General features: G+C 64.3%; 19 protein-coding genes. 12 read left to right on the top strand and 7 right to left on the bottom strand.

From position 1 onward, the window contains the following. Positions 1-6 precede the first annotated feature (6 nt). From DyAD56_RS01385 to DyAD56_RS01375, 3 genes are all read right to left on the bottom strand, one after another. Positions 7-2,391, bottom strand: a complete 2,385-nt coding sequence (locus tag DyAD56_RS01385) for a TIM-barrel domain-containing protein (RefSeq protein ID WP_102300939.1) — start codon at positions 2,389-2,391, stop codon at positions 7-9. Next, the gene (locus tag DyAD56_RS01380; RefSeq protein ID WP_102300938.1) at positions 2,391-3,965 is read right to left on the bottom strand and encodes an alpha-amylase family glycosyl hydrolase; all 1,575 of its coding nucleotides are present in this window, start codon (positions 3,963-3,965) and stop codon (positions 2,391-2,393) included. The genes DyAD56_RS01385 and DyAD56_RS01380 overlap by 1 nt, the downstream gene beginning before the upstream one ends. A 167-nt stretch (positions 3,966-4,132) precedes the next feature. Further along, positions 4,133-7,075, bottom strand: coding sequence for a TonB-dependent receptor (locus DyAD56_RS01375; protein WP_146010410.1), 2,943 nt, complete (start codon positions 7,073-7,075; stop codon positions 4,133-4,135). Between the two features lie 501 nt (positions 7,076-7,576). Between DyAD56_RS01375 and DyAD56_RS01370 the strand changes: the two genes are divergently transcribed. From DyAD56_RS01370 to DyAD56_RS01340, 7 genes are all read left to right on the top strand, one after another. Continuing rightward, on the top strand, positions 7,577-9,190 hold the full coding sequence (locus DyAD56_RS01370) for an alpha-glucosidase family protein (protein WP_102300936.1): 1,614 nt from the start codon (positions 7,577-7,579) through the stop codon (positions 9,188-9,190). Between the two features lie 111 nt (positions 9,191-9,301). Further along, positions 9,302-9,520 carry a hypothetical protein gene (locus DyAD56_RS01365; protein ID WP_102300935.1) on the top strand — a complete coding sequence of 73 codons (219 nt, stop codon included), beginning with the start codon at positions 9,302-9,304 and terminating at the stop codon, positions 9,518-9,520. Between the two features lie 101 nt (positions 9,521-9,621). Further along, positions 9,622-10,794: an FAD-dependent oxidoreductase gene (locus tag DyAD56_RS01360; protein WP_102300934.1), complete on the top strand. Its 1,173-nt coding sequence runs from the start codon at positions 9,622-9,624 to the stop codon at positions 10,792-10,794. Positions 10,795-10,908: 114 nt separating this feature from the next. Further along, on the top strand, positions 10,909-12,864 hold the full coding sequence (locus DyAD56_RS01355; RefSeq protein WP_102300933.1) for a serine hydrolase domain-containing protein: 1,956 nt from the start codon (positions 10,909-10,911) through the stop codon (positions 12,862-12,864). A 71-nt stretch (positions 12,865-12,935) separates the two neighbouring features. Continuing rightward, positions 12,936-15,131 (top strand): DNA helicase II, encoded by a 2,196-nt coding sequence (gene uvrD / locus DyAD56_RS01350; protein WP_102300932.1) that lies wholly within the window; start codon positions 12,936-12,938, stop codon positions 15,129-15,131. Between the two features lie 19 nt (positions 15,132-15,150). Further along, positions 15,151-15,720 (top strand): FUSC family protein, encoded by a 570-nt coding sequence (locus tag DyAD56_RS01345; protein ID WP_102300931.1) that lies wholly within the window; start codon positions 15,151-15,153, stop codon positions 15,718-15,720. A gap of 90 nt (positions 15,721-15,810) precedes the next feature. Further along, positions 15,811-16,164 carry a hypothetical protein gene (locus tag DyAD56_RS01340; RefSeq protein ID WP_102300930.1) on the top strand — a complete coding sequence of 118 codons (354 nt, stop codon included), beginning with the start codon at positions 15,811-15,813 and terminating at the stop codon, positions 16,162-16,164. A gap of 86 nt (positions 16,165-16,250) precedes the next feature. On the opposite strand, the gene DyAD56_RS01335 is transcribed toward DyAD56_RS01340, so the two are convergent. The 3 genes from DyAD56_RS01335 to DyAD56_RS01325 form a co-directional block, all read right to left on the bottom strand. After that, on the bottom strand, positions 16,251-17,507 hold the full coding sequence (locus DyAD56_RS01335; RefSeq protein WP_102300929.1) for a heme biosynthesis HemY N-terminal domain-containing protein: 1,257 nt from the start codon (positions 17,505-17,507) through the stop codon (positions 16,251-16,253). Further along, positions 17,504-18,604: a uroporphyrinogen-III C-methyltransferase gene (locus DyAD56_RS01330; RefSeq protein ID WP_102300928.1), complete on the bottom strand. Its 1,101-nt coding sequence runs from the start codon at positions 18,602-18,604 to the stop codon at positions 17,504-17,506. Before DyAD56_RS01330 ends, DyAD56_RS01335 begins: the two co-directional genes overlap by 4 nt. Positions 18,605-18,681: 77 nt before the next feature. After that, positions 18,682-19,449 carry a uroporphyrinogen-III synthase gene (locus tag DyAD56_RS01325; RefSeq protein WP_102300927.1) on the bottom strand — a complete coding sequence of 256 codons (768 nt, stop codon included), beginning with the start codon at positions 19,447-19,449 and terminating at the stop codon, positions 18,682-18,684. Between the two features lie 100 nt (positions 19,450-19,549). Between DyAD56_RS01325 and DyAD56_RS01320 the strand changes: the two genes are divergently transcribed. The 3 genes from DyAD56_RS01320 (at position 19,550) to DyAD56_RS01310 (ending at position 21,100) form a co-directional block, all read left to right on the top strand. Then, complete coding sequence (locus DyAD56_RS01320) at positions 19,550-20,032, top strand: YiiD C-terminal domain-containing protein (protein WP_102300926.1); 483 nt, start codon at positions 19,550-19,552, stop codon at positions 20,030-20,032. A gap of 95 nt (positions 20,033-20,127) precedes the next feature. Further along, on the top strand, positions 20,128-20,544 hold the full coding sequence (locus DyAD56_RS01315; protein ID WP_102300925.1) for a hypothetical protein: 417 nt from the start codon (positions 20,128-20,130) through the stop codon (positions 20,542-20,544). A 103-nt stretch (positions 20,545-20,647) separates the two neighbouring features. Then, on the top strand, positions 20,648-21,100 hold the full coding sequence (locus DyAD56_RS01310) for a rhodanese-like domain-containing protein (RefSeq protein ID WP_102300924.1): 453 nt from the start codon (positions 20,648-20,650) through the stop codon (positions 21,098-21,100). Positions 21,101-21,155: 55 nt separating this feature from the next. On the opposite strand, the gene DyAD56_RS01305 is transcribed toward DyAD56_RS01310, so the two are convergent. Next, positions 21,156-22,214 carry a 2Fe-2S iron-sulfur cluster-binding protein gene (locus DyAD56_RS01305; protein WP_102300923.1) on the bottom strand — a complete coding sequence of 353 codons (1,059 nt, stop codon included), beginning with the start codon at positions 22,212-22,214 and terminating at the stop codon, positions 21,156-21,158. 332 nt (positions 22,215-22,546) lie between these two features. Between DyAD56_RS01305 and DyAD56_RS01300 the strand changes: the two genes are divergently transcribed. After that, entirely contained in the window at positions 22,547-22,987 is a 441-nt protein-coding gene (locus DyAD56_RS01300; protein WP_102300922.1) for a hotdog fold thioesterase, read from the top strand. After that, entirely contained in the window at positions 22,984-23,931 is a 948-nt protein-coding gene (locus DyAD56_RS01295; RefSeq protein WP_102300921.1) for a serine/threonine protein kinase, read from the top strand. Before DyAD56_RS01300 ends, DyAD56_RS01295 begins: the two co-directional genes overlap by 4 nt. The last annotated feature ends 57 nt before the right edge of the window (positions 23,932-23,988 follow it).

Genomic DNA, 23,988 nt, shown 5'->3' with positions numbered 1-23,988 from the left:
GGCCGCTCACGGCTGCACCGCCTGCGTCGACAACTGGATGTTCTTAGCCTTGCCTGCTTCGATCTTCACGTAGGTCACCTCGCCAAACCGATCATGTCCACGTGTCCAGCCTTCGCCGCTCGACGCGCGCAACGCGTCGAGACTTGCGGCCTGCGGCAGCGCTGAACCATCGCCGCTCACCGTGGTGGAAGGATGGCCGTGGATGGCCAGCACATAGTCGTGCACCACGGGCTTGAAACTACCGACCGGTGCCGCGACACGGAAGCTCACCACCTCACCCTGACGACGCACGAACAACGACTGCAGGAAATACGCGCCCTTCTCGTAACCGTAGGTCTCGCCATCATCGTCATAGACGTCGAAATGCGTTTCGCTATCGGATGGGAATACCTGCACATCCAGCGCCGTCACCGGCTGCTGGCCGACGTAGTCCATCACCGGCTGCTGCGGGATGATGGCGCCCTCGCGTACGAACAGCGGGATGTCACTCCAGCTAGCAGCGTCAACGGCAAGCGTGATTTCCTGATTACCCTCGTACGCCTTGCCGTCGAACCAATTGATCCAGTGTCCCTGTGGCAGACGCAGGCGCTTGGTCGTCTGCCCTTGCTCCACCACCGGCGAGACCAGCAGGTAGTCGCCGAACATCCAGGCATCCACGCGATCCCGCTGCGCCGGGTCCTGCGGATAGGCGAACTGCAGCGGGCGTACCAGTCCCACGCCGTTCGCGTGCGCCTGGTATTCGTAACTGTAGATGTAAGGAATCAGCGAGTAGCGCAGGCGAATCGCGTCCGTCGCGGCTTTCTCCGCGATCGGGCCATAGACCCACGGCTGACGCTTCTGGCCGAAGTCACCGTGCACACGGAACACGGGCGTGAAGGCGCCAAACTGGATCCAGCGCGCATAGTTCTCGTCAGTGGGGCGAGGCGCCTTAAAACCGCCACCGTCCATCCCCCAATGCATCGCACCCACGTCAAACGCGGCGAGCATGCGCTGGCGCTGCGCGGCCATGCTGGCGAAGCCGCTCTGGATATCGCCCGACCACACGCCATAGGCGTAGCGCTGCGAACCCAGGTAGAAGTTGCGGTTGATCGACCACACGCGCTTGTCGCTGATAGCGCGCTGGCCGTCATACATCGCGCGCTGCATATTGAGGAACTGGGTATCGACGCCGCTATCGTCGGCTTCATCATTCCACCAGCCCACGATGCCGGTGTCGAACGAGTGCTTCAGCGCATCGTTGAAAAACCATGCACGCACTTCCGGCTTGTCGAAGTCCACGTCACGCACTGGCTTGTGCGAGAAGTAGTCAGGTGCTTCCTTCGACTGCGCCAGCCAATAGCCTCGCGCCGTCGCCTCGCTGCCTTCCACCGTGTTCACGTGCACACGCGGCTTCATGATGCCGGTCATGTGCATGCCACGCTGGTCCATCTGCTGTTTCAGCTTGCCGTCGGGACCGTCCGGGAATTTGTCGGTGTTCCAGCGAAACTCGCCCATGTCCTCGCCCCACGCCTTCCAGTCGAAGTCGAAGGTGAAGTTGTCGATGGGGATGTGCTTGGCGCGGTAGGTATCCACCAGCGTCAGCGCTTCCTTCTGGTCGATGCCCCACTGGCTGTTGGTAAAGCCCATGGCCCACTTGGGGAACATCGGCGAAGCGCCGCTGATCTGGCGCAGTTGGGCAAACAGTGCGTCGGGCTCACCGACGAGCAAGTAAATCGTGTGCACCGGCCGCTCCTGCGCATCCTGCGCTCGCGGCACTGGCACATCCGTGTGCGTCGCTTGCTGCTTTGACTGGATCTCGATATCCGTCGCGCTGAGATTGAACTGCGCCGGTTCCGCATCAGCGAGCACACCGTAACCGGCCGTGCTCCACACGAAGGGCGCTCCGGTGTGCCCTTGCTTGCCAGCAGTGGCGATCTGTTTGCCCTGGCGAATCAGATCGCCCGTTTCGGCATCAAACGCGTTAAGGCCGCCAATGCCGTACTGCGGATCGTCCTTGGCATGGCGCAGCGACCATCGACCATCCGTCGCGCGCGAAAGATCGGCACTGAGCAGAAGGTGGCCGGCTGCGTCTTCTATCTTCAGCTCCGCACGATGAGGATTCCAGCGCACGACAAGCCGATCCGAACGCAGGAACTGTTCGTCACCCTGCGTCTCGCGCTTCACGTCCACCGGTTCGAAGCTGGCCTGCTCATCGACCACCGGCGTGGCTGGCTCGCGTGTGCCGTCGATGCGCAACTGCACGATGCCCGGCGCCAGCAGGCGCAGCTCAACCTTGCCCTTGGGCAGGGTCAGTTCCATGCGGTCGGCGCTGGCATCGTTGCGCGCCGCCATGATCGCCGGCGTGGCAGTCATGGCGGACAACAGCGCCAGCGCGAGCAGCCTTGTACGCATCAGCGGATCACCACAGTGCTATAGGCAGGAAGTGTGAGGTTACCGTTGTCCAGCGCGGCTTGTGGCTTGGTAGTCATCAACACGGCGGCGTCCTTGGGCAGGAGATCCGCCTTAGGTTTCCACACCGCGGCCTTACCGGAAAGGTTATGCACCACCAACAGCTTCTGCTTGCCGTCGTTGCGCCAGTAGGCGAGCAGGCCCGGCTTGCCGGTAGCCAGCACAGTGAGGTCTCCGTCACGCAGTGCGCTGTTCTGCGCACGCCAGCCGATCAGCGTGCGATAGGTGGTGTACAGCGAATTCGGATCGTCCTGCTCCGCCTGCACGGACACGACGCCGCCCTGATTCACGCTTGACGGCTTCCAGCGCGATTCGCCCGGACCTGCCTCACGCGTCCAGCGCATCGGTTCGCGCAGGTTCTCGTCCGGCTTCTTGCCTTCCATGCCCAGCTCTTCGCCGTAATAGATATACGGCCGGCCCGGCAGCGTCAGCAGCATCGCCGCCGCCACACGCATGTGATCGAGGTTGCCCTTGAGGCGGCTCATCACACGTTCCTGGTCGTGGTTGGACAGGAACGTGGAATCGATGTGCGGTGTATCGCCCGCCACCTTGTATGCATCGACCGTGGCCTTGAGCAACGTCGCCAACGGCGCGGCGTTTTCGCTCTTGGCGCTGAGGATCATTTGCTCGGCCAGCGGGAAATCGAAGATGGAACCCAACGGCTTGAGATACGGCGCAAGCTCCTTGGGAGACTTGGCGCTCACCTCGCCCACCAGCGTGACGTTGGGATGCGTCTTGGCGAGTGCGTCGTGGTACTCGCCCCACCACTGCACGTTCTTCGCCAACGCATTGGGGTTGCCGACATCGGTCTTGAAGTCGACGTAGATGTGCTTGGCCGCATCCAGTCGGAAGCCGTCCACACCCTTATCCAGCCAGTACTGCCCCACCTTGACCATCTCGGCGCGAACCGCCGGGTTGTCGTAGTTGAGATCGGGCATGTGACCGCCGAAATCGCCGATGTACCAGCCCTCGTTGCCGGCGTGCCAGATCGGCGTGTCCGTGGCGCTGAGCGTTTTCAGGTTCGGCTGTTTGGACGTCCAGGTGTACCAATCGCGATGCGTGTCGCTGGGGTTCTGCGCTGCCACAAACCACGGGTGCTCTTTCGCCGTGTGGTTGATCACCATGTCCATGGTCACGGCGATGTCGCGCTTGTGCGCTTCGGCCACGAGCTTTTCGAGGTCAGCCGTGCTGCCGTACTGCGGGTTGATGCCGTAGTAGTCGGTGATGTCGTAGCCGTGGTAGCTCGGCGAGCTGTTGATCGGCATCAGCCAGATGCCACTGATGCCCAGCTGCTTGAGGTAATCGAGCTTGGCGGTGACGCCGTTGAGGTCACCGATGCCATCGCCATTGGTGTCGTACCAGGCGCGCACGAAGATTTCGTAGTAGACGCCAGAAGGCTGCGCGTTGGCCACCGGGGCCGGTGCGGCAGCTTGCGCGCGTGCGTCAGCGAGCGTGCCGGTGCCCAGTACAAGGGCCACGAGAAGAGCGAGAGGTTTAAACAGACGATTCCGCGACATGCCGTTCTCCATGCTGGGACGCTAAACCCAGTGGGGAACGGTACACGAATGCGGACTTCGCTTCGGACCGGTGACCGCCACGCCGGGCCTCGCGGTGTGTAAATGCTGCGCTGGCAGCACCCAAAAGCATCGCGCCGGCCCCTTGCGGGAGCCGGCGCGATCGTGGCTTACAACTTGAACTGCACGCCGAGGTAGCTGGTGCGTCCGAAGTACTGGATCGTACCGGTCTGCTGCGGGTTGCCGCCGAAGTACGTCCGGGTCGGCTGGTTGGTCAGGTTGAGCATCTGATACACCACCTTGAACTGGTTGGTGATGTCGTACGATGCCTGGAAGTCGTACACCGTCTCGGCCGCGAACGTCACGAGCTGGTTGGTAACGGCAACCTGCGTGTCGGACAGGAACGACGAGCGGTAGTTGCCCGACAGACGCGCCGAGAACGGACCGTAGTCGTAGAACAGCGCCGCGCTGGCCACACGCTTGGACAGACCCGGCAGGCCGACGTAGGTGGTCGGTCCACCCAGGTTGGTCGGGTTGCGCACGGTGCTGTCGGTCAGCGCAAAGTTCGCCTGCACACCCAGGCCAGCCCAGATGCCGGGCAGGAACTTGGTCTTCGAACCAGACAGTTCCAGACCCTTCACCAAGCCACCATTAGCGTTGTATGCCGTCTGGTACTCACCGTTGAGGTACGGCTTGCCGGTGGTCGGGTCAGTCGGCACCGTAATGCCGGCTGCAGCGAAATCGAAGTTGTTCAGGGTGACGTCCTGCACGAACGACTTCACGTCCTTGAAGAACACGCCTGCCGTGACCAAGCCCGACGAATCGTCGAAGTAGTGTTCGTAATCGAGGTCATATTGCGATGCACGCAGCGGGTCGAGCAGCGGGCTGGTGCCGCCCCACACGTTGTACTGTCCATTCGACACCCACGAACCCGAACCCGCCAGCATCTTGTCGATCGGCGGACGCGACAGCACCCTGGAGGCCGAGAAGCGCATCAAGTCGTCGTCGGTGAGGTGGTAGATCAGGTTGAGCGACGGCAGGTAGTCGGTGTACGTCTTGCCGACCGTGAGCGGCGCGTAGTTGTAGCTGGTATAGCCGTTGCCGTCGGTGATCGGAATGCCGGCGTTGTTGCCCACCTGCTGCAGGCCCGTGCTGTACTGCGACTGGTGCGACACGCGGATGCCGAAGTTGCCGGTCAGCTCGTGGCCGAACACGTTCTGCGCGTCGATATCGCCCATCAGGAAGATGTCGCGCGTCTTCTCGTCCACCTGGCCGCTCTGGATGTACGTCCAGCTATTGGCGTTGATGTCCTTCACCGGGTTGGCGGTGATGCCGTGCGAGGCGAGGATGGCCGGACCATTGAGCGTCAGGAAGCACGGGAAGCCGGAGAACTTGCCCTTCCAGCAGGTGACCTTGGCATCGCTGGCCGGGATGCTTAGCGGCGGCTCGCCCGCCACCGGCGAGGTGTTCCACTCCGAACCGTACACGTAGGCCTCGCGATCGGCGTTGTACGTGTGGTTGTTCATGTACACGCCAGCTTCGATCGCCGACAGCCACGAGCTGTTGGGCAGGTCGTACTTCACGCTGGTGCGGAAGGCTTTCATCTTGTCGTGGTAGATGTACGGATACACGCCGTAACGCGACAAGCCCATGTCGTTGACGTTGGTGTACAGACCCGGGTTACCGAACTGCGCCGAACCGATCTGGCCGCCGCGCAGCTGGTAGTTCATGGACTGCGCCATCAACTGTGGATTCGCCGTGCCCAGACCGGAGTACGGATCGGCCGTGGTGTCGACGTTGATCTCATTGCTCGACGCGCGCGACAGCGAGAGGTCGGCGTCGACGTGCCAGTTGCCGTGGTTCCACTTCAGGTTCAGGCCACCGGAGAAGATGCTGGTGTTGGTGGTGTAGTTGTCCGCCGTGGTCTCGTTGGAGAACTGATTACCGTACGAGCCATTCGTGCGCGGATCGGTGCCGGTGGTCGGGTTGCTGGACACCGTGCCGCCGACCAGCGTGCCGAGCGAGCTCCACGACGGGTTGGTGATCTGCGTGTTGTTGCCGTAGAAGTTCTGCGAGCGGAAGCCGTAGCCGAACGACTCGTTCTTGAACTTGGAGTAGAACGCGTCACCGGTGAGCTGCAGTTCGTCGGTGGGCTTCCACACGATGGTGGCGATCTCGCCGGTGCGGCGCTCTTCACCGCCGTTCTGCTGCAACTGAATACCTTGTGGCAGGTAGCCCGTCGCCGCACCCGGCTGCGAGTTGATCGAGTACTTCGAACCGTCCGAGGCTTCGCCCACGAACTGCTCCGCCACGTGCGGCTGGTACATCTGCGCCACGCCCAGGCCCACGCCCAGCGTGTTGTCGAGGAACTTGCCCTGGTAGGCCGCACTCAGGCGGTAGCCCAGCGCGTTGGCGCCGGCCACATCATGCGCCTGGCCGTCGTAGCTGCCGCGCGCATCGATGGCGAGGTTCTGCTCCTTCGGCGCTTCCAGCGGGTTCGCCGTTTCCATCGCGATGGTGCCGCCCACGCCGCCGGTGACCAGCGAAGCCTGCGAGGACTTGTACACCGTCGCCATGTTGATCAGCTCGGACGGGTACTGGTCGAACTGAATGTAGTTGCTGCCGCTGGTGGACGGCTGCTCGCGACCATCGAGCGTGGTCTGGATGAAGTTACCCGAGAGGCCGCGGATGTTGATCTGCGACGCCTGGCCGGCAATGCGTTCCGCGGAAATGCCCGGCAAACGGGTCAGCGCGTCGGCGATGGACTGGTCCGGCAGGCCGCCGATGTCGGCCGAGGTGATGACGTTGGTGATGGTGTTCGAGTAGCGCTGGTAGTCGATCGACTTTTCCATGCTCTGGTTGTAGCCCGTCACCGTGATGGCGCCCAGGCTCTTGGCCAGTTGCTGGTCCTGTGTCTCTTTCGACTTATCGTCTTTCTTGGCGTTCGGGTCGCTCTGCTGCGCAGAGGTGTCCTGCGTAGCAGGGGCGGTGGCAGGAGCGGCGGCAGTACCGGTCGCGTTCGCGCCCGTATCCGTCGGCGCCGCATGAATACTTGCCGTCAAACAAAGGCCGGACGCCAGCGCCAGGGCCAGCACATTACGTTTCAGTTCCACCGTCTTCCCCTCCCACGGGTTTGCACTTCATCTTTGGTTTTGTAGTTGCCGCGGCAGTCCCCACAGACCGCCGCGGGCTACGCGCCAGTGCAAGCCGAGAAACATCCGGAGGGCCCCGTCGCGTGGCGGCCATGGTAGGGCTGCAAGAAAAGGCAAAGAGGCCTATGCATACGTATTCATGGCCCGGTTTTTTTGTGCACCTTTGACAAAATTCTAATGGCAGCGCGTCGCACGCCATCCCGCGACCGATATCCGCTTACGGGCACTGCCGTGCACTGAAAGTGCGATAGCTCAGCGGTTTTCCCCGCACGCACACGCATCGCCTGCCACAAGATTTTCTTGCAGGAAACGAGCCTGCTGCATCGCAATATCCCGGTTTTTTGAATACGTATGCAAACGAAGCCTCCGCTTCGCACTCTGCCTTTAAGCTGCCCCCGCGCTCTGTTCGGACCTGTCGTCCTGCATGCGGCGCTCGCTATTGGGTGGGAACGGGAAACGCGAATGAGTCAGGCACCTTGGTGGCGCGGAGCCGTCACCTATCAGATCTATCCACGCAGCTTCATGGACACCAACGGCGATGGCGTCGGTGACCTGCCCGGCATCGTCGACAAGCTCGACTATGTCGCGAGCCTTGGCGTGGACGCGATCTGGATCTCGCCCTTCTTCCGCTCGCCCATGGCCGACTTCGGCTACGACATCGCCGACTACCGCGAAGTCGACCCGCTGTTCGGCACCAACGACGACTTCGACCGCCTGCTGGCCAAGGCGCATGCGCTGGGCCTGAAGGTGATGATCGACCAGGTGCTCAGCCACACCTCGGCGGAGCACGCCTGGTTCAAGCAGAGCCGCGAAAGCCGCGACAACCCCAAGGCCGACTGGTACGTGTGGGCCGATGCGAAGGACGACGGCACGCCGCCCAATAACTGGCTTTCGCTGTTCGGCGGCTGCGCCTGGCAGTGGGAACCGCGCCGCGGCCAGTACTACCTGCACAACTTTCTGACCTCGCAGCCGGACCTCAACTATCACAACCCCGAGGTGCGCAACGCGGTGCTCGGAGAGGTGAAGTACTGGCTGGACAAGGGCGTCAACGGCCTGCGATTGGACGCGATCAACTTCTGCTTCCACGACCGCGAGCTGCGCGACAACCCGCCAAAGCCCGAGGAAAAGCGCGTCGGCCGCGGCTTCAGTCCGGACAACCCGTACGCCTTCCAGTACCACTACTACAACAACACGCAGCCAGAGAACATCGCGTTCCTCGAGGAACTGCGCGCGCTGATGGATCAGTACGAGGATGTCGCCGCGATCGGCGAGATCTCCTCGGAAGACTCTCTCGCCACCACCGCCGAGTACACGTGCAACGGCCGCCTGCACATGGGCTACAGCTTCGAGTTGCTCACCGACGATTTCAGCGCGGACTACATCCGCGGCACGGTGAGGAACCTCGAGGCACAGATGCTGGAAGGCTGGCCGTGCTGGGCCATCTCCAACCATGACGTATCACGCGTGCTCACGCGCTGGGGCAATGGCGACGCCTCGCCCAAGCTGGCGAACCTGCTGAGCGCCATGGTGTGCTCGCTGCGCGGCTCGGTTTGCGTGTATCAGGGCGAGGAACTGGGCCTTACTGAAGCTCACGTGCCGTTCGAGTCGCTGCAGGATCCGTATGGCATCACCTTCTGGCCGACCTTCAAGGGCCGCGATGGCTGCCGCACGCCCATACCCTGGGACAGCGGCGTCAACGCCGGCTTCAGCGTCGGCGAGCCGTGGCTGCCGGTGCCCGCCGAGCATCGCGCGCTTGCCGTGACCCTGCAGGACGCCGCGCCGCAATCGGCCTTGAACGGCTTCCGCCAGTTCATGGCCTGGCGCAAGACCCAGCCCGCGTTGCGCTGGGGTGACATCCAGTTCATCGACACGCCCGAACCAGTGCTCGCCTTCACCCGCAAGCACGGCGACGACACGCTGCTCGCAGCGTTCAACCTGTCGAAGCAGCCGGTGGAATTGCCGCTAGCCGTGGGCAAGCTCAGCGCGGTCAATGGCCACGGGCTCAGCCAGGGCGCGGCCACCGCCGACGGCATCAGCCTGCCGGGCCACGGTGCGCTGTTCGCCAAGGTCGACTGAATATTCGCTTACCTCCCTCGACGGCGGCGGATATCCCGCGTGATGCCGCCGTCGACTTTTCCCTCTGCCTCGTGCTCCTATGATCGGTATCCCGATTCGTAGGAGCTTTCCATGCGTGCAGTGCTGATCCTTCTGGGCCTCGCCCTTCTGGCCGGCGGTATCTGGGTATTGGCCGGCCACGGCAGCTACCAGACCACGGACACGCTCGTGCAGATCGGTTCGGCCAAGGTCACCGCCACGCGCGACAAGGCCTTTCCGCAATGGGCGGGCATCGCCGGTGTCGCGGTAGGTGCGCTGCTGGCGCTGGCGGGTTTCCTCAAGAAGGGCTGATGTTCTCGACCGTCATTCCGGCCCCTGTCCCTTTTCGGGGTCCGCCGGAATGACGAGCGTGTAGGCTTGCGACATTCTTCCCCGCCCCGGGACACCGAACCATGGAACGACGCCATTTCCTGCGCCAGGCCGGTACGACGCTTGCTGTCGCATCCACCGCGGGGCTCGCCGCCTGTGCGGGACCGCGGGTGGAATCCCGGCCCACGACGACAGGTGGCACTTTTTCGCTGCCGCTGATCCGCGCCAGCACGGATCGCATCACCGGCATCTACGTGTGCACACGGCCCTATCGCGCGGAAGGTCCGCGCATCGAAACGCAGAAACTGGGCAAGAAAACCGTGGTGCACAACTACGGCCACGGTGGCAGTGGCTGGTCGCTGTCGTGGGGCTCGGGCACGCTCGCCTTGCAGATGGTGCAGGCCACGGGCACGAAGGAACTCGGCGTGATCGGTTGTGGCGCCATCGGCCTGACCACCGCCCTGCTGGCGCAGCGCGCGGGCCTATCGGTGCGTATTTACGCCAAGGCCTTGCCGCCGGATGTGTTCTCCATGCGCGCCTCCGGTTTGTGGACGCCCGATTCGCGCATCTGCGATGCCACGCATGCGCCCGCGTTGGCGGATCGTTGGGAAATGATGACGCGCATTTCCTATGCGCGATACCAGAGCCTGCTCGGCCTACCGGGCAAGCCGGTCGAATGGATCGATGGCTACTCGTTGTCCGACGCGCCGTTCGGCAAGTTCCATGGCGACGTACCGGACGAGCCCGAGTACGGCGAGTTCGGAGACCGTGTACGCGACCTCACGCCCCGCCCGGTCGAGCTGTCGCCAGGTAACCATCCGTTCCCGGAACCCTATGTGCGCCGTTACACGACGCTGATGTTCAACATCAGCAGCTATGCCAGCTACCTGATGAACGAATACCAGGCGGCCGGCGGCAAAATCGAGATCCGCGAGTTCGAACACCCCGAACAGTTGCAGCAACTACCCGAACACACGCTGGTCAATGCCACGGGTTATGGCGCCCGTGCACTGTTCAACGATGAATCAATGATTCCCGTGCGGGGGCAGACGGCGCGGCTGATTCCTCAGCCCGAAATCACCTACGGCCTGCGTGCACAAGACATCAGCGTGGTGCCACGCAGCGACGGCATCATGGTGCAAGTGATCGGTGATACCGGCAATTTCAACAATGCGGATATCACGCCACACCGCGAAACGTCAGAAGCCGCCGTGCGGGAACTGGCCGACGTCATGGCCAAGATGAAACGCGCCTGAAACGACATGCCAGGCTGAAAGCCGGCTGACGCGCGTTGACGCGACGCAGACGCCGAGCCACGGGCGGCGCGGCATACTTGCCGCTCGCCCCCGCACCACACCCAGGAGTCCCCCATGCTCGCCATCGCATCTGCCTTGATGAGCAGGCTCTCATGGCGCAGATGTGCCATGGCGCTGTTGCTGGCACTGCTTCCGGCCATGCTGTGGGCGCAGGCGACCATCCAGATCACACCGCTGCCCGAGGCCAAGCACGCCGCCGTCACCCCACTGGGCGCGACGGATCTCAGCGCCAGCGACGTGCAGCCCTGGCTTGATGCCGAGATGAGCGGCGTGATGCAGAAGGGCTCGGTGACTGGGGCGGTAGTCGTCGTGGTGCGGGATGGCCAGATCCTCTTTTCGAAGGGTTACGGCTACGCTGACCCAGACGAGAAGAAAGCGATCGACCCTGCCACCACGATGTTTCGCGTCGGCGCGATGTCCAGCGTAGTGACGTCGACGGCTGTCATGCAGCTGGTCGAGCAGCACAAGCTTGAGCTCGATGCCGACGTCAACCGCTATCTCGATTTCACCATTCCGCCGCGGGACGGAAAGCCGGTCACGCTGCGTGATCTGCTGACGTACACGCCCGGTTTTGAGGACGTGACCAAGGATCTCTACATCACTGACGCGAAGCTCGTCGACAGGGACGAGATGGGAATTCAGCGCGGGCAACGAGTGCCTGCGAGGATCTATCCGGCTGGTGATGTACCTGCGTATTCCACCTATGGGATGGGGCTTGCGGGATACATCGTGCAGCGGGCGTCGGGGCAGCGTTTCGACGAATATGCCGAGCGGCATATCTTCGAGCCTATGGGACTGCACCGCACAACGTTTCGCCAATCAAGGGCATTGTGGGCCGGTAAGTCGACTGAAGCCGATGTCGCTGGTTGGCCGGTATCCGCAACCAAGTTGATCATTCCAACACCCGCGCTCGGGCTTGCCATCAGTGCCGAGGACATGGCACGGCTAATGACTGCCTACCTGCAGTACGGACGTGCTGGCAATGCTCAACTGCTCGAACAGGCGACTGTGCAGCAAATGCTGGGATATCGAAAGACAACCATTCCCGGCCTGCCTGGCATGGCCCTCGGTTGGGCTCAAGTATCTTCGGGAGAGCCTGCCATGCTCGGCCACGCTGGTGATTTCGATAACTCCCACAGTCTGCTTGCGCTGATCCCCGAACACCACTCCGGCATCTTCATTGCGACGGCCGGTGGCGACGCGAAGCCGTTGCTGCGTCCCTTGATCGAACGTTTCTCCGATCGCTACTTCCCGCCATTGCCACAGCTGAAACAACCAACGCTCGGCACGGACAAGCAGCACGCTGCACAACTCACGGGCCGCTACACCTCCAGCATCACGTCGCAGAGCAATGTGCTTGCGCTACGCGACCTGTTTCACCAAGGCGAGATCAGCGTGGCTGCAGATGGCTCGCTCCTCGCGCCCATGTTCGGCGCAGCCCACTGGCGCGAGGTGAAGCCGTACCAGTGGGTTGACGACGGCTCGGGCCGCAGGCTTGCCGCCATCGTTGGCGACGGCAAGGTACGCATGGTTTCCACGGATGTGCTGTCGCCCACGGAAGTCTATCTGCCAGCCACCGGCGCCTCTCCCCACCGCGTTGCGAGCATGGTGTCACTACTTGTCACGATATTTGCCCTAATCGGATTGTCTTGGCCGGTCATGGCGTGGCTGGGTCGCCGCCACGCCTCGCTAGCGCCACCGGAGCAGGATGTGCGGTGGTATCGCCTCAGTCGCCTCACCGCCCTGCTCTACCTGCTGTTCGCTGGCGGTTGGTGTCTCATCCTGCCGCGACTGGGCATGCCGCATCTCGAGATGCGCCTGGCTTTGCTTTTCCTGGTCGGCTCACTGGCCGTGCTCGGTACCGTGCCCGCAGCCATGGAGACATGGCGCGCATGGCAGGGCAAGGTGTGGTGGCGCAGGATCAGCAGCACGATGCTGTTGCTGGCCTGCCTCGGCGCGATCGCTTTCATCGCCTCGTGGCACCTGCTGAGTTTCGATCCCAGCTACTGACGCGGCCCGCGCCTCCCGGCGGATAGGTGCCATTCGGGACCGATCCGGCCTCGCCCGCTACAATAGGCAGGATGGATGTCTCCCACCTGATCGACAAGCTCAACGACGCGCAGCGCGAAGCCGTCTGCGCCCCGCCCGGCCATTACCTTGTGCTCGCTGGCGCAGGCTCTGGCAAGACGCGCGTGCTCACCCACCGCATCGGCTGGCTCACGCAGGTGGAAGGCATATCGCCGTGGGCGATTCTCTCCGTCACCTTTACCAACAAGGCCGCCGGTGAAATGCGCGCGCGCCTGGATCAGTTGATTCCCGGCGGCACGCAAGGACTCACCGTAGGCACCTTCCACGGCATCGCGCACCGCCTATTGCGCCGCCACTGGCGCGAGGCAGGCCTGCCGGAAGGCTTCCAGATCCTCGATGCGGATGACCAGCAACGCATCATCAAGCGCGTGATCGCCGGCCTGGGACTGGATGAAGCGCGCTTCCCACCGCGTCAGGCTACCTGGCAGATCAACCAGTGGAAGGACGAAGGCAAGCGCGCGGACACCATCGAGCATCGCGATCATCCGATGACGCGCACGATGGTGCAGATCTACCAGGCGTATGAAGAAGCCTGCCGCCGCGCCGGACTGGTCGACTTCGCGGAGCTGCTGCTACGCGCGCACGAGTTGTGGCTGAACAACCCGGCCGTTCTCGAACACTACCGCGACCGTTGGCGTTACCTGTTGATCGATGAATTCCAGGACACCAACACGCTGCAGTACGCGTGGATCCGTGTGCTCGCCGGCCAGACCGGCCAGGTATTCGTGGTGGGCGACGATGACCAGGCCATCTATGGCTGGCGCGGTGCGAAGGTGGAGAACGTGCAGCAGTTCCTGCGCGACTTCCCCGGCGCGAAAACCATCAAGCTCGAACAGAATTACCGCTCCACTTCCACCATCCTCAAGGCCGCCAACAGTGTGATCGCCCGCAACGGCGGCCGCCTCGGCAAGCAGTTGTGGACAGACGGCGGCGAAGGCGAGCGCATCGCGCTTTACTCCGCTTACAACGAGCAGGACGAAGCGCGCTTCGTGGTGGAGCGCATCCGCGAATACGTGGCCGAGCACGGCCAAGCGCGCGACTGCGCCATCCTGTACCGCTCCAACGCACAATCGCGCAACTTCGAAGAACAGCTGATGCAGCGGGACATCCGCTTCCGCGTGTACGGCGGCCAGCGCTTCTTCGATCGCGCGGAAATCAAGGATTCGCTTGCCTATCTGCGCCTGTCCTCCAACCGTCACGACGATGCCGCCTTCGAGCGCGCGGTAAACACGCCGCCGCGTGGCATCGGCGATCGCACGCTGGACGTGCTACGCCGTCGCGCGCGCACCGAAAACAGTTCGATGTGGGACGCTGCCCTGAGCGAATTGAGCGGCGGCAAGGAACTGGCCGGCCGTGCAAAGAATGCGGTGAAGGCCTTCCTCACCATGATCGAGGAGATGGCCCGCGCCTTTGCCGGCACAGGCACGGGCGACGCGCTCGCGCTCGCCGAACAGATCGACCACGCCATCACGCACACTGGCCTGCGCGACTTCTACGAAAAGGACAGTCGCGGCAACGCCGAATCGCGTGTGGAAAACCTGGACGAACTCGTCAACGTGGCCAGCCGTTTCGAGCTGACACCGGATGACGAGGAAGCAGGCCTGAGCGAACTCGCTGCGTTTCTCTCGCACGCGGCGCTGGAAGCCGGCGAAGGCCAGGGCGAAGCCTGGGACGACTGCGTGCAGTTGATGACGCTGCATTCGGCCAAGGGCCTGGAGTTTCCTGTCGTGTTCCTCGTCGGCATGGAGGAAGGCCTGTTCCCCAGCCAGCGCTCCGTCGAAGACGAGGGGCGCCTTGAAGAAGAGCGCCGCCTCGCCTATGTCGGCATCACCCGTGCACGCGAACGCCTGTTCATCACCTGCGCCGAATCGCGCCGCATGCATGGTGTGGAAATGCTGGCGCGGCCCTCACGGTTCCTTGCCGAGATTCCGCCCGAGCTGATCGATGAAGTACGCCCGCGCGTGCAGGTGAGCCGGCCGCTGTATGGCGGCCGCCCGAGCGGCGGCTCCATCTCGCTGGAGGAGAGCATGCCGTTGAAGCTCGGCCAGCGCGTGAGCCACCCGAGCTTCGGCGAAGGCACTGTGGTGAGCGCGGAGGGCAGCGGTGCACATATGCGCATCCAGGTGAACTTCTCCAGCAACGGTAGCAAGTGGTTGGTCTACGCGTATGCCAACCTGACACCGTTGTAACCATCGACGGCGAACGACCATGAGCGACAAGCCATCGCTACGCGACAACCTCCGGCAACTGTTCGACGTGCAGCAGGGCATGGCGTTCGTCTATCGCCATTTGCCGTGGACGCATCGCTTGATGCAGGGTGCGTGGTTCGCGCTGCTGGCCTTGCTGGCCGCCAGCGCCGCGTATGGTCTTGGCCTGCTGCTGCATACCCAGCAGGCGTTCTGGGCTGCATTGACCGCCATCGCGGTCACACAACAGAACTACCTGGACACACGCTCGTCCTCGCGTGACCAGATCATCGGTGCTTTGGTGGGCAGCGTGGCAGGCTTTGGCGCGGTCTTGCTGCTGGGCGAGCACTACGGCGCCTATGTGGTCGGCATCGTGGCAGCTATCGGGGCCTGCTGGCTGCTGGGCGTGGGCAGCGCGGCACGGCTGAGCGCCAGCACCACCACCATCATCATGCTGGTGCCGCACACCGGTTCGTTCTGGCTGATCGCGCTCACTCGCGTAGGTGAGGTGGCGCTGGGTATCGCCTGCGCGCTTGCGGTGGTGGCCGTGGCCGAGCGCGTGCAGCACTGGTGGGTGGGGCCCGGTGAGTGAGCCGGATATGAACGCACGAAGCTTCGACCGGAACCGGCACCCCACGCTGGGGCTCCTTGTTTCCAGGCATCCGACACAGGCCACGCCATCATGAACACCCCCTCCGGAGACACCGCCGACACCGCCCGCGCACGCCTGGACCACGATATCTGCGTGCACATCTTCACCGCCTCGGCCGCCATGGTCGGTGTGTGCCTGACGGTGATCGGCATCCTTCGCGTGGTGATTTCGCTACGCAAGGAAGACTTGCTGGGCGACGACCTGCTCGCCGTCAATTCCATGCTCTACCTGGCATCCTGCCTGTTGTCGTACTGGGCACTGCGTACACGCAGCATGGGGCGCAACCATCGACTGGAACGCATCGCCGATGCGATCTTCCTCGTCTCGCTGGTATTCACGGCAATCAACGCAGCCTTTATCACCTGGGCGATCTCTGCCAGCTGACGGTGTGACTCGCGCGCCAGCACGCTAGCCATATCGACGTATGGCCAATCCCCAGCTCGCGCAGCTGGGGATTCAAACCTGAGGTCTTATTCCGGCAAGCGCGGCACGCCGTGCTCGCTACGCTCTTCCATCGCGATGGGACGGGTATCCAGTCGCGTGGAACGCGTGCTCTGCGGCAGCGGATCGACCGCCTCACCACGGGCAAGCGCCAGCGCATTGCGATAGCAACGCTGCGCCAGTGCAGCATCGCCTTGCCCGGCATGCACATCGCCGAGGGCCTCCCACGCGCCGCTGCTTGGCGACAGCGCAAGCGAGCGCTCCAGATACTGCGTGGCTTTGCCCCACAATTCCTGCCGCGCGCACATGCGGCCGAGTGTGAGCAGCAGTGCGGCATCGTTGGGGTGGGCATCAAGCCATGATTCGGCACGGCGCAACCGCGCCTCGATGTCATCACCGCCCAGCGCCCCATAGGTTTCGATCAACAGCGGCGACCACTCACGACGCAAGGCGGATTCCACCTCGTCCATGGCGGGCAGCATCATGCCGAACGCGGCAGCCTGGCGCGCATAGGCATCGATCGCCGACGGCACGCGGCGCTGCGCCTTAGGCAACTGCGACCACAGCGTGTTGAGTGCAGCGGCATCCGGAGCGCCGCGCAGCGATGCCGTGAGCACCTGTGCTTCGAGCGCCGCAAAGGTTTTTGTGCTGAGCGCACCGCTCTTCTGCAATGGCTCGAGCGCTTGACGCGCACGACGTGTGTCGCCACTGGCAAGCGCCGCCAGCGCCAGCTCGCGCCAGCCACCAGGAGTGAGGCTGCCGGCATCCGCATCGGCGGCCAGCAAGTTCACGGACTCCGACGGGCGGCCTTCGCGACGCAGTACGCGGGCACGCAGCACGCGCGCCGCGCGCGGTGCGACCTGTGCCGCCTCATCGAGCGTGGCCAGCGCGCGGCTGTTCTCGCCGCGTCGCGAGGTCGCTTCGGCCGCCGCCAGCAACGCGGGGCCGCGCAACACGTCCAGGCGCGAGGCGCGATGCAGATCGCGCTCCGCGTCGCCATGGCGACCTTCCATCAGCGCGAGCAGGCCTTCGCTCATCTTCTTGCGGCTCAGGCGACGATGGCGACGCGTGAACGCGCCGAACGGCCAACGCACCGCAAACCACACGGCACTGAGCACAGCCCAGGCAAGCAGCAGGATGACGATGGCGGCAAGCACGGTGGTCTCAGCCTGCCAGCCACGCAACTGCACCATCACGTAGCCTGGATCCTCGGCCACCCAGTGCCAACCGAAGGCGGCCAGCGCGGCCACGATCACCAGCAACAGAATCCAGCGCCACAACTTCATGGCTTGGCTCCGAGCGAGCTGCTGCTCGCGGGCTTCAGCGCATGCACGGCACGGAGGTTACGCAGTTCGCTAAGTGCCGCACCGAGCTGCACGGGTGCACCCGGGGACTCGGCCATCAACGCCGCCAGTTGCGTGCGCGCCTGCTGCACGGGTGCGGCACTGGTGTCGAACTGCGCAGCGATACCCGCGTCGGCACGCTTGAGCGCGGCAACGTAGGCATCGCGATCGGAGGCGAGCAAGGCGGCCTGCGCCTGTGCAAGATCAATCGAGGTCAACTCGCGCGCGAAGCGTGCATCGGCGACGGAAAGCGGGGCACCGTTCGTGCGTTGCACTTTCACCACGCCATTGAGCGCGCCCACGATGCGCGACCAGCTGCTTGGCGTGGTACCGGACGATGCCGTGTCCAGCGGTTTGAGCGGCAACTGCATCATCGACGCACGCAGATCACTCAGCGTGGTCAGCGACGCATCGAGATTGACCGTGCGGCTCTTGGCCAGCGCCTCGCGTTCCGCGCCCATGCTCTGGCGAAGGCCGGAGAAGGCGCCATCGTTGACGGCAGCGAGCGCCTGGTCGGCCAGCGCATACGCGGCGAGGGCGCCCTGCGCGTCATGGAACAGGTCGTAACGTTCCTTGGCCATGCGCAGCAGCGATTCGGTTTCATCGAGCAGCATGGCGTCGTGGCCGGACAGCGTCTTCTCGGACAGCTTGGCGACGGCATCTTCCAGATTGCGCGTGCGCTCGGCCTGGCTGAGCACTTCCTCGCGCAGTGAGCGGTTCACCTGGTCGGCGTCACCCAGGCGCTGGCGCAGCAGGTTGCGCTCGCTATCGCCCGCACTGGCGGCGCTTTGCAGCGCATCAACCTGTTGCCTGAGTCCGTCGAGCGCGGCGTTGCCCGCCACACTGCCCTGCTCCTGCTGCCACTGGCGCCAGCCCACATAGCCGGCGCCACCGACGGCAACCAGCGACAGTAGTAGCGCGACCGCCAGCGTGCCGCTGCCGCGACGCGCGGGCGGCGTGGCCCGGGCCGCGCGGGAAGAGGTGTCGGAACGCGCGCCCGCAGGCGCACCACTTTCGGGGAGGGAGTCGTCTTGGCTCATGCGAGACATGCTAACAGCCCGCGCCGGCCGCCTCGCATCAAACGGGCGTGAAAATCGCCGATTTCGCGGCAAATGGACTAAGGACGCGCTGCCGCGGCCAGCAGGTGCTCGGACAGCGCCGAATCCGCGATCACCACTCGCCGGAAGCCGGCCTCACGCGCCGCCACCGCGATGCGCTCGCTACTGGCCACGGCCACGCTGCGGCGTAGATGCGCAAACACATCCGCGGGCAGACCCTGCCTCAGATTGTCGAGCGCCTCCGCACTGGACAGCAGCACGCGCGCCTCGGCCGGCAGCCGCATCACCGCATCAAGCTGTCGACGCTGCCAGCGCGGCGCGCCACGACGATAGACGTGGACCTCACGCAAGTGCGCGCCACGTTCCGCCAGTTCGCCGCGCAGAACGCCACGTCCGCCCGGCGCGCCGATCAGGGCCACACGGCGACCTTGCAGGCCGGCAAGCGTGGGATGCTCGAGCAAGCCCTCGCTATCCTGGCTCCCCGCCGGAGCCAGCGCCGGGATGCCAAGACGCGCCAACGCCCTGGCCGTGCCCTTACCCACCGCCAGCACCGTGGCCCGGGTATCCAACGGAGTCAGCCGCGCGGCGAAACGCACGGCCGCCGGGCTGGTGAACACCAGCAATTCGTCGTCCAGTGCCGCTCGTAGCGCGGCGGCGACCTCCGATCCGTCCACACCACGCAGCGACAGGCCCGGTAACAACAGGGGCAGTCCACCCATGCGGCGTACCCTGCGCGCCATCGGCGAGCCGGTGCCCGCAGGGCGCGTGATGACCACGGCGCGCCCGTCCAGCGTGTGCTCGGCAGGGATCGGGGGTCGCGCAATCATGGGCCGCTCCGGGGAATGCCATGGAGTGTAACGGCCATGCGCCTGCGGATGGTCTGCCCTCGTGCGTACACTACCCATTCCCCCTTGGTTAGCACTCCCCATGAGCACCACCGAACGGCATACCCTGGCGCGCAAGCTGGTCAATTTCATGCGCGATGAAATCCCACTCGCGCAGACCATGGACCTGAACCTGCACGAATGCGACGAAGAGCACCTGGCGCTGGTCGCGCCGCTCAGCCCGAACATCAACGACAAGGGCTGTGCGTTCGGCGGCAGCCTGGTCAGCGTGATGACCCTCAACGGCTGGAGCCTGGTCGAGCTGGAGCTGCGCATGCGCGGGCTGGAGTGCGACGTGTTCGTGGGCGAATCCACGGTGCGCTACCTGGAACCGGTATGGAGCGACTTCGTGAGCGAGGCGCGACTGGCCGACGGTGCGGACTGGCGCACATTTTTCAGCACGCTGGCCACGCGCGGCCGGGCGCGCATCGAGGTGTCGTGCCGCGTGCCGGGCACCAGTGAAAAGCCTGCGGCAACGCTGGAAGGGCGTTTCGTGGCCAAGCGGCGGTCCCCCGACGCCGTATGAAATCGTGGGCTTCGGCGGGTACTTACCCCGGAGTCGCGCGGAGACTTTGCAAAGGCTCTTGGGCACAATGCTGGCCTCACCCAAGGGGAAGCCTCATGCGTCGCATCCTGATCCCGCTCGTCACGGTGTCCTTGCTTGCGCTCGGTGGTTGCGCCACCGACAAGCGCAACGATGCGCTCACTACCACGCTCAACGCCTATGCCAGCACGGTGCGCTGGGGCGATTTCAACAGTGCGTTGAAGTTCGTCGACCCCAAGGTGCTCGAGGCACACCCGATCTCACCGCTGGAGATGTCCCGCTACCAACTCTACAAGGTGAGCGGCTATGACGAAGGCAACGGCCCCGTGCCCAAAGGCCAGTTCGAGGTGCGCCAGACGGTGCAGATCAACCTGGTCAACGTGAACACCCAGTCCGAGCGCACGGTGACCGACCACCAGGTCTGGCAATACGACGAAGCCAGTAAGCACTGGTACTTGGAAAGCGGGCTGCCGGACATCAGCAGCCAGCCGTAAACCGATTCGGGGCCTCGGGCGGCGCGGCCCCGCGGCAAACCGTATAATCGCCCGTTCTGTTCACTTCACGCGGCCCATGGCCGCGTCTGCGGAAGCCCAACGAATGAGCGATGTCCTGCACAAGCTGCCCGAGTTCATCGGCCACAATCTGGCGCTCGCCGCGCTGTTCCTCGTCCTGCTGCTCGGCCTGATCGTCACGCAACTGATGGTGATGCTGCGCAAGTACAAGGAACTCACGCCAGCCAGCCTGACCCTGCTGATCAACCGGGAAGGCCCGCTGCTGATCGATCTTTCCGCCTACGCGGATTACGAGAAGGCGCACGTACCGGGCTCGCGCCACGTCGCGCTCAGCCAGTTCGATCCCGAGCACAAGGACATCGCCAAGGCCAAGGACGTCCCTGTGGTGCTGATCGATAAGGACGGCCGCGGCGCCAGCGACAAGGCTGCACAGCGTCTGGTCAAGGCCGGCTTCGCCAAAGTCTTCACCCTCGGCGGCGGCGTGCTGGGCTGGCAACAGGCTCAGCTGCCGGTGGCCAAGGGCAAGAACCCGGGTTGATGATGATTCGCCAGGGCGGGGGTGCAACACCCTCGCCCGTCGTGATGCGTCGGCCTCAAAGGCCGACGATGCCCGCCCGGTTGCCCAGTATCTGCGCCAGCACGTCCGGCGCGTAATCGAATGAATCGTAGTAGAGCCGTTCTTCCGGCAATCCCGCGCCGATAAAGAGCTTGCGCCCCGCGTCGATCATCGCCGGCGGACCGCTCATGTACACGTCGTAGCGAGAGAGATCGGGGTGATCCTCCAGCACGGCCTCGTGCACGAGGCCCATGCGGATGCCACTGGCCAGCGCCTGTTCTGCATCGGAGATCACCGCGTGGAAATGCAGGTCGTGCGCGACCGTGCTCCAGCGCTGCGCCTGCTCGCGCATGTACAGATCCGCGGCATGTCGTGCACCCCAGTACACATGCATCGGCCGGCGCGTACCCAGCGCAATGAAGTGATCGACGATGGCTTTTACCGGGGCAAACCCGGTGCCACCCGCCATGAAGATCATTGGCCGCTCGGCATCTTCGCGCGGCACGAAGGTGCCCAGCGGGCCTTCGATGCGCAGCACATCGCCAACTTTCAGCGTGTCGCTCACCCACGAAGTAAAGCCACCACCAGCCACGTGACGCACGTGCAGCTCGATGGTGCCATCGGCCTGCGGATGATTGGCGATGGAGAACGGCCGGCGGCGACCATCCTCCAGCAATACGTCGAGATACTGGCCCGGTAGCCAGTTGAGTCGCGCATCGGCAGAAGCAGGCTTCAGGTGCAGGCCGATCACGTCGGGCGCGAGCATCCATTTGCGCGACACGACCACGTCCAGTTGCCGTCGGACGATGTCCTCCACCGAGGTGACTTCGCGGGCCTCAATGGTGAGGTCGCTACGCGGCACCGCCTGACAGAGCAGGATCGCGTGCTGCGCCGGTGAGGTACCGCTCAGCGCCACGGGCGGGTTGCGTGGGTAATCGCAATGTCCAGCGATCAGCGTGGCCTTGCAGCTGCCGCACACGCCCGCACGGCACGAGTACGGCAAGGCGATGCCGGCCCGTTGGGCGGCTTCCAGCACGGTTTCGCCGGGCGCTGCCGGGAAATGGCGGCCGGTAGATTGAATAGTGACGGTAAACACTAGGGGTGCTCTGTTCTATGCAATGCGGGTGTCACCGGCTCTGTCTGCCCGCCGCTGCGTGTTGCGGCGGTGAAGGCAGGCTGGCCGCCTGTCGAAGCGACGCGGCGCGCAGCGGCGGGCAGACAGAGCCGGCCCTCCGGGTGATGTCCAGAAAGGCCGCAGCCCGCGGGCCGCGGCTTGCGCAGGCAACCAGCCTGCGCTGCTCCGCACCCCACATCCTGCGGCCTTTCTGGACATCATGCCACCCACATTGCATAGAACAGAGCACCCCAAACATTGTCGCGGGGTAAGCGTCAGCCGACAATGAGGGCCTTACTGCGGAGATTCAACCTATGACCATCTGGAAACAGGACACCTCGCTCGAGCGCATCAACGGCTGGAGCGCCAACACCATGATGGAAACACTGGGCATCCGCATCACCGAGATCGGCGATGACTGGCTGCGCGGCACCATGCCGGTGGACCACCGCACCCACCAGCCGTACGGCCTGCTGCACGGCGGCGCCTCGGTGGTGCTGGCTGAAACGCTGGGCAGCACGGCCGCCATGCTCACGCTGGATGCCACGCAGGAAGTAGCCGTGGGCCTGGACATCAACGCCAACCACATACGCGGCGTGCGCAGCGGCACCGTCACTGGCACCGCGCGCGTGGTGCATATCGGCCGCACCACGCAGGTGTGGGAAATCCGCATCGAGACGGATACCGGTGAACTGGTGTGCATCTCGCGCATCACCATGGCGGTGATCCCTGCACGCGTGGTAGCTCCGCGTTGAGTATCGAGGCGCCGTACGCATCACTCGATCCCGATCGCGTTCTTGATGCCGTGACCGCCTGTGGCCTGTGGCCGGACGGCAGGCTGCTTGCACTCAACAGTTACGAAAACCGCGTGTGGCAGGTGGGTATCGAGGACGACTCGCCCGTCATCGCCAAGTTCTATCGCCCGCATCGCTGGAGTGATGCGGCGATCCTGGAAGAACACGCCTTCGCCCGCGAACTCGCCGACGCAGATATTCCCGTCGTCGCGCCACTGGTGTTCGGTGGCCGCACCCTGCTGCATCACGACGGCTTCCGCTACGCGCTCACGCCGCGTCGTGGCGGGCGCGCACCGTCGCTGGAGTCGTCAGAACAACTGGAATGGCTGGGGCGACTGATCGCCCGTATCCATAGCGTCGGCGCACGGCAGCCGTTCGAGCATCGCGGGCGCATCGATCGCGCCACGCTGATCGAACAGCCGATGCGCGCAGTGCTGTCCTCATCCCTGCTACCGCCTTCACTGCACGCGAATTACCGCACAGCGGCGGAGCGCGTGGACCAAGCGGTCGCCCATCGTTTCGAGGCCGTGGGCCCCGTGCGCCAGCTACGCCTGCACGGTGACTGCCACCCGGGCAACGTCCTGTGGACCGACGGCGGCCCGCATTTCGTCGATCTCGACGACGCACGCATGGGCCCGGCGGTGCAGGATCTGTGGATGCTGGCCAACGACGACAAGGCGATGAGCGCCCTGCTCGACGGCTACCAGCAGATGCGCGATTTCGACTTCAGCGAACTGGCCCTGGTGCCCGCGCTGCGCGCGATGCGCCAGCTGCACTACGCCGGCTGGATCGCCGCCCGCTGGCACGATCCCGCGTTTCCCGCCGCGTTTCCCTTCGCCGCCGAACCGCGCTGGTGGGAGCAGCACATCGCCGACCTGCATGAACTGGCCGACGAACTCACCTAAGAAGTTCGCAGGTACAGCGAGCTGTACCTGCCCCAACGAACTGCCAAACCATCCAGG

The organism is Dyella sp. AD56 (assembly GCF_002878475.1).
Taxonomy (GTDB): domain Bacteria; phylum Pseudomonadota; class Gammaproteobacteria; order Xanthomonadales; family Rhodanobacteraceae; genus Dyella.
The sequence above is the reverse complement of the archived record's forward strand: the minus strand, read 5'-3'. Positions and strand labels throughout refer to the sequence as shown.

Excerpts from the sequence above, each read along its gene's own strand:
- DyAD56_RS01385 (WP_102300939.1), bottom strand. The coding sequence starts at position 2,391 with ATGCGTACAAGGCTGCTCGCGCTGGCGCTGTTGTCCGCCATGACTGCC.
- DyAD56_RS01380 (WP_102300938.1), bottom strand. The coding sequence starts at position 3,965 with ATGTCGCGGAATCGTCTGTTTAAACCTCTCGCTCTTCTCGTGGCCCTT.
- DyAD56_RS01370 (WP_102300936.1), top strand. The coding sequence starts at position 7,577 with ATGAGTCAGGCACCTTGGTGGCGCGGAGCCGTCACCTATCAGATCTAT.
- DyAD56_RS01365 (WP_102300935.1), top strand. The coding sequence starts at position 9,302 with ATGCGTGCAGTGCTGATCCTTCTGGGCCTCGCCCTTCTGGCCGGCGGT.
- DyAD56_RS01360 (WP_102300934.1), top strand. The coding sequence starts at position 9,622 with ATGGAACGACGCCATTTCCTGCGCCAGGCCGGTACGACGCTTGCTGTC.
- DyAD56_RS01355 (WP_102300933.1), top strand. The coding sequence starts at position 10,909 with ATGCTCGCCATCGCATCTGCCTTGATGAGCAGGCTCTCATGGCGCAGA.
- uvrD (WP_102300932.1), top strand. The coding sequence starts at position 12,936 with ATGGATGTCTCCCACCTGATCGACAAGCTCAACGACGCGCAGCGCGAA.
- DyAD56_RS01345 (WP_102300931.1), top strand. The coding sequence starts at position 15,151 with ATGAGCGACAAGCCATCGCTACGCGACAACCTCCGGCAACTGTTCGAC.
- DyAD56_RS01340 (WP_102300930.1), top strand. The coding sequence starts at position 15,811 with ATGAACACCCCCTCCGGAGACACCGCCGACACCGCCCGCGCACGCCTG.
- DyAD56_RS01335 (WP_102300929.1), bottom strand. The coding sequence starts at position 17,507 with ATGAAGTTGTGGCGCTGGATTCTGTTGCTGGTGATCGTGGCCGCGCTG.
- DyAD56_RS01330 (WP_102300928.1), bottom strand. The coding sequence starts at position 18,604 with ATGAGCCAAGACGACTCCCTCCCCGAAAGTGGTGCGCCTGCGGGCGCG.
- DyAD56_RS01325 (WP_102300927.1), bottom strand. The coding sequence starts at position 19,449 with ATGATTGCGCGACCCCCGATCCCTGCCGAGCACACGCTGGACGGGCGC.
- DyAD56_RS01320 (WP_102300926.1), top strand. The coding sequence starts at position 19,550 with ATGAGCACCACCGAACGGCATACCCTGGCGCGCAAGCTGGTCAATTTC.
- DyAD56_RS01315 (WP_102300925.1), top strand. The coding sequence starts at position 20,128 with ATGCGTCGCATCCTGATCCCGCTCGTCACGGTGTCCTTGCTTGCGCTC.
- DyAD56_RS01310 (WP_102300924.1), top strand. The coding sequence starts at position 20,648 with ATGAGCGATGTCCTGCACAAGCTGCCCGAGTTCATCGGCCACAATCTG.
- DyAD56_RS01300 (WP_102300922.1), top strand. The coding sequence starts at position 22,547 with ATGACCATCTGGAAACAGGACACCTCGCTCGAGCGCATCAACGGCTGG.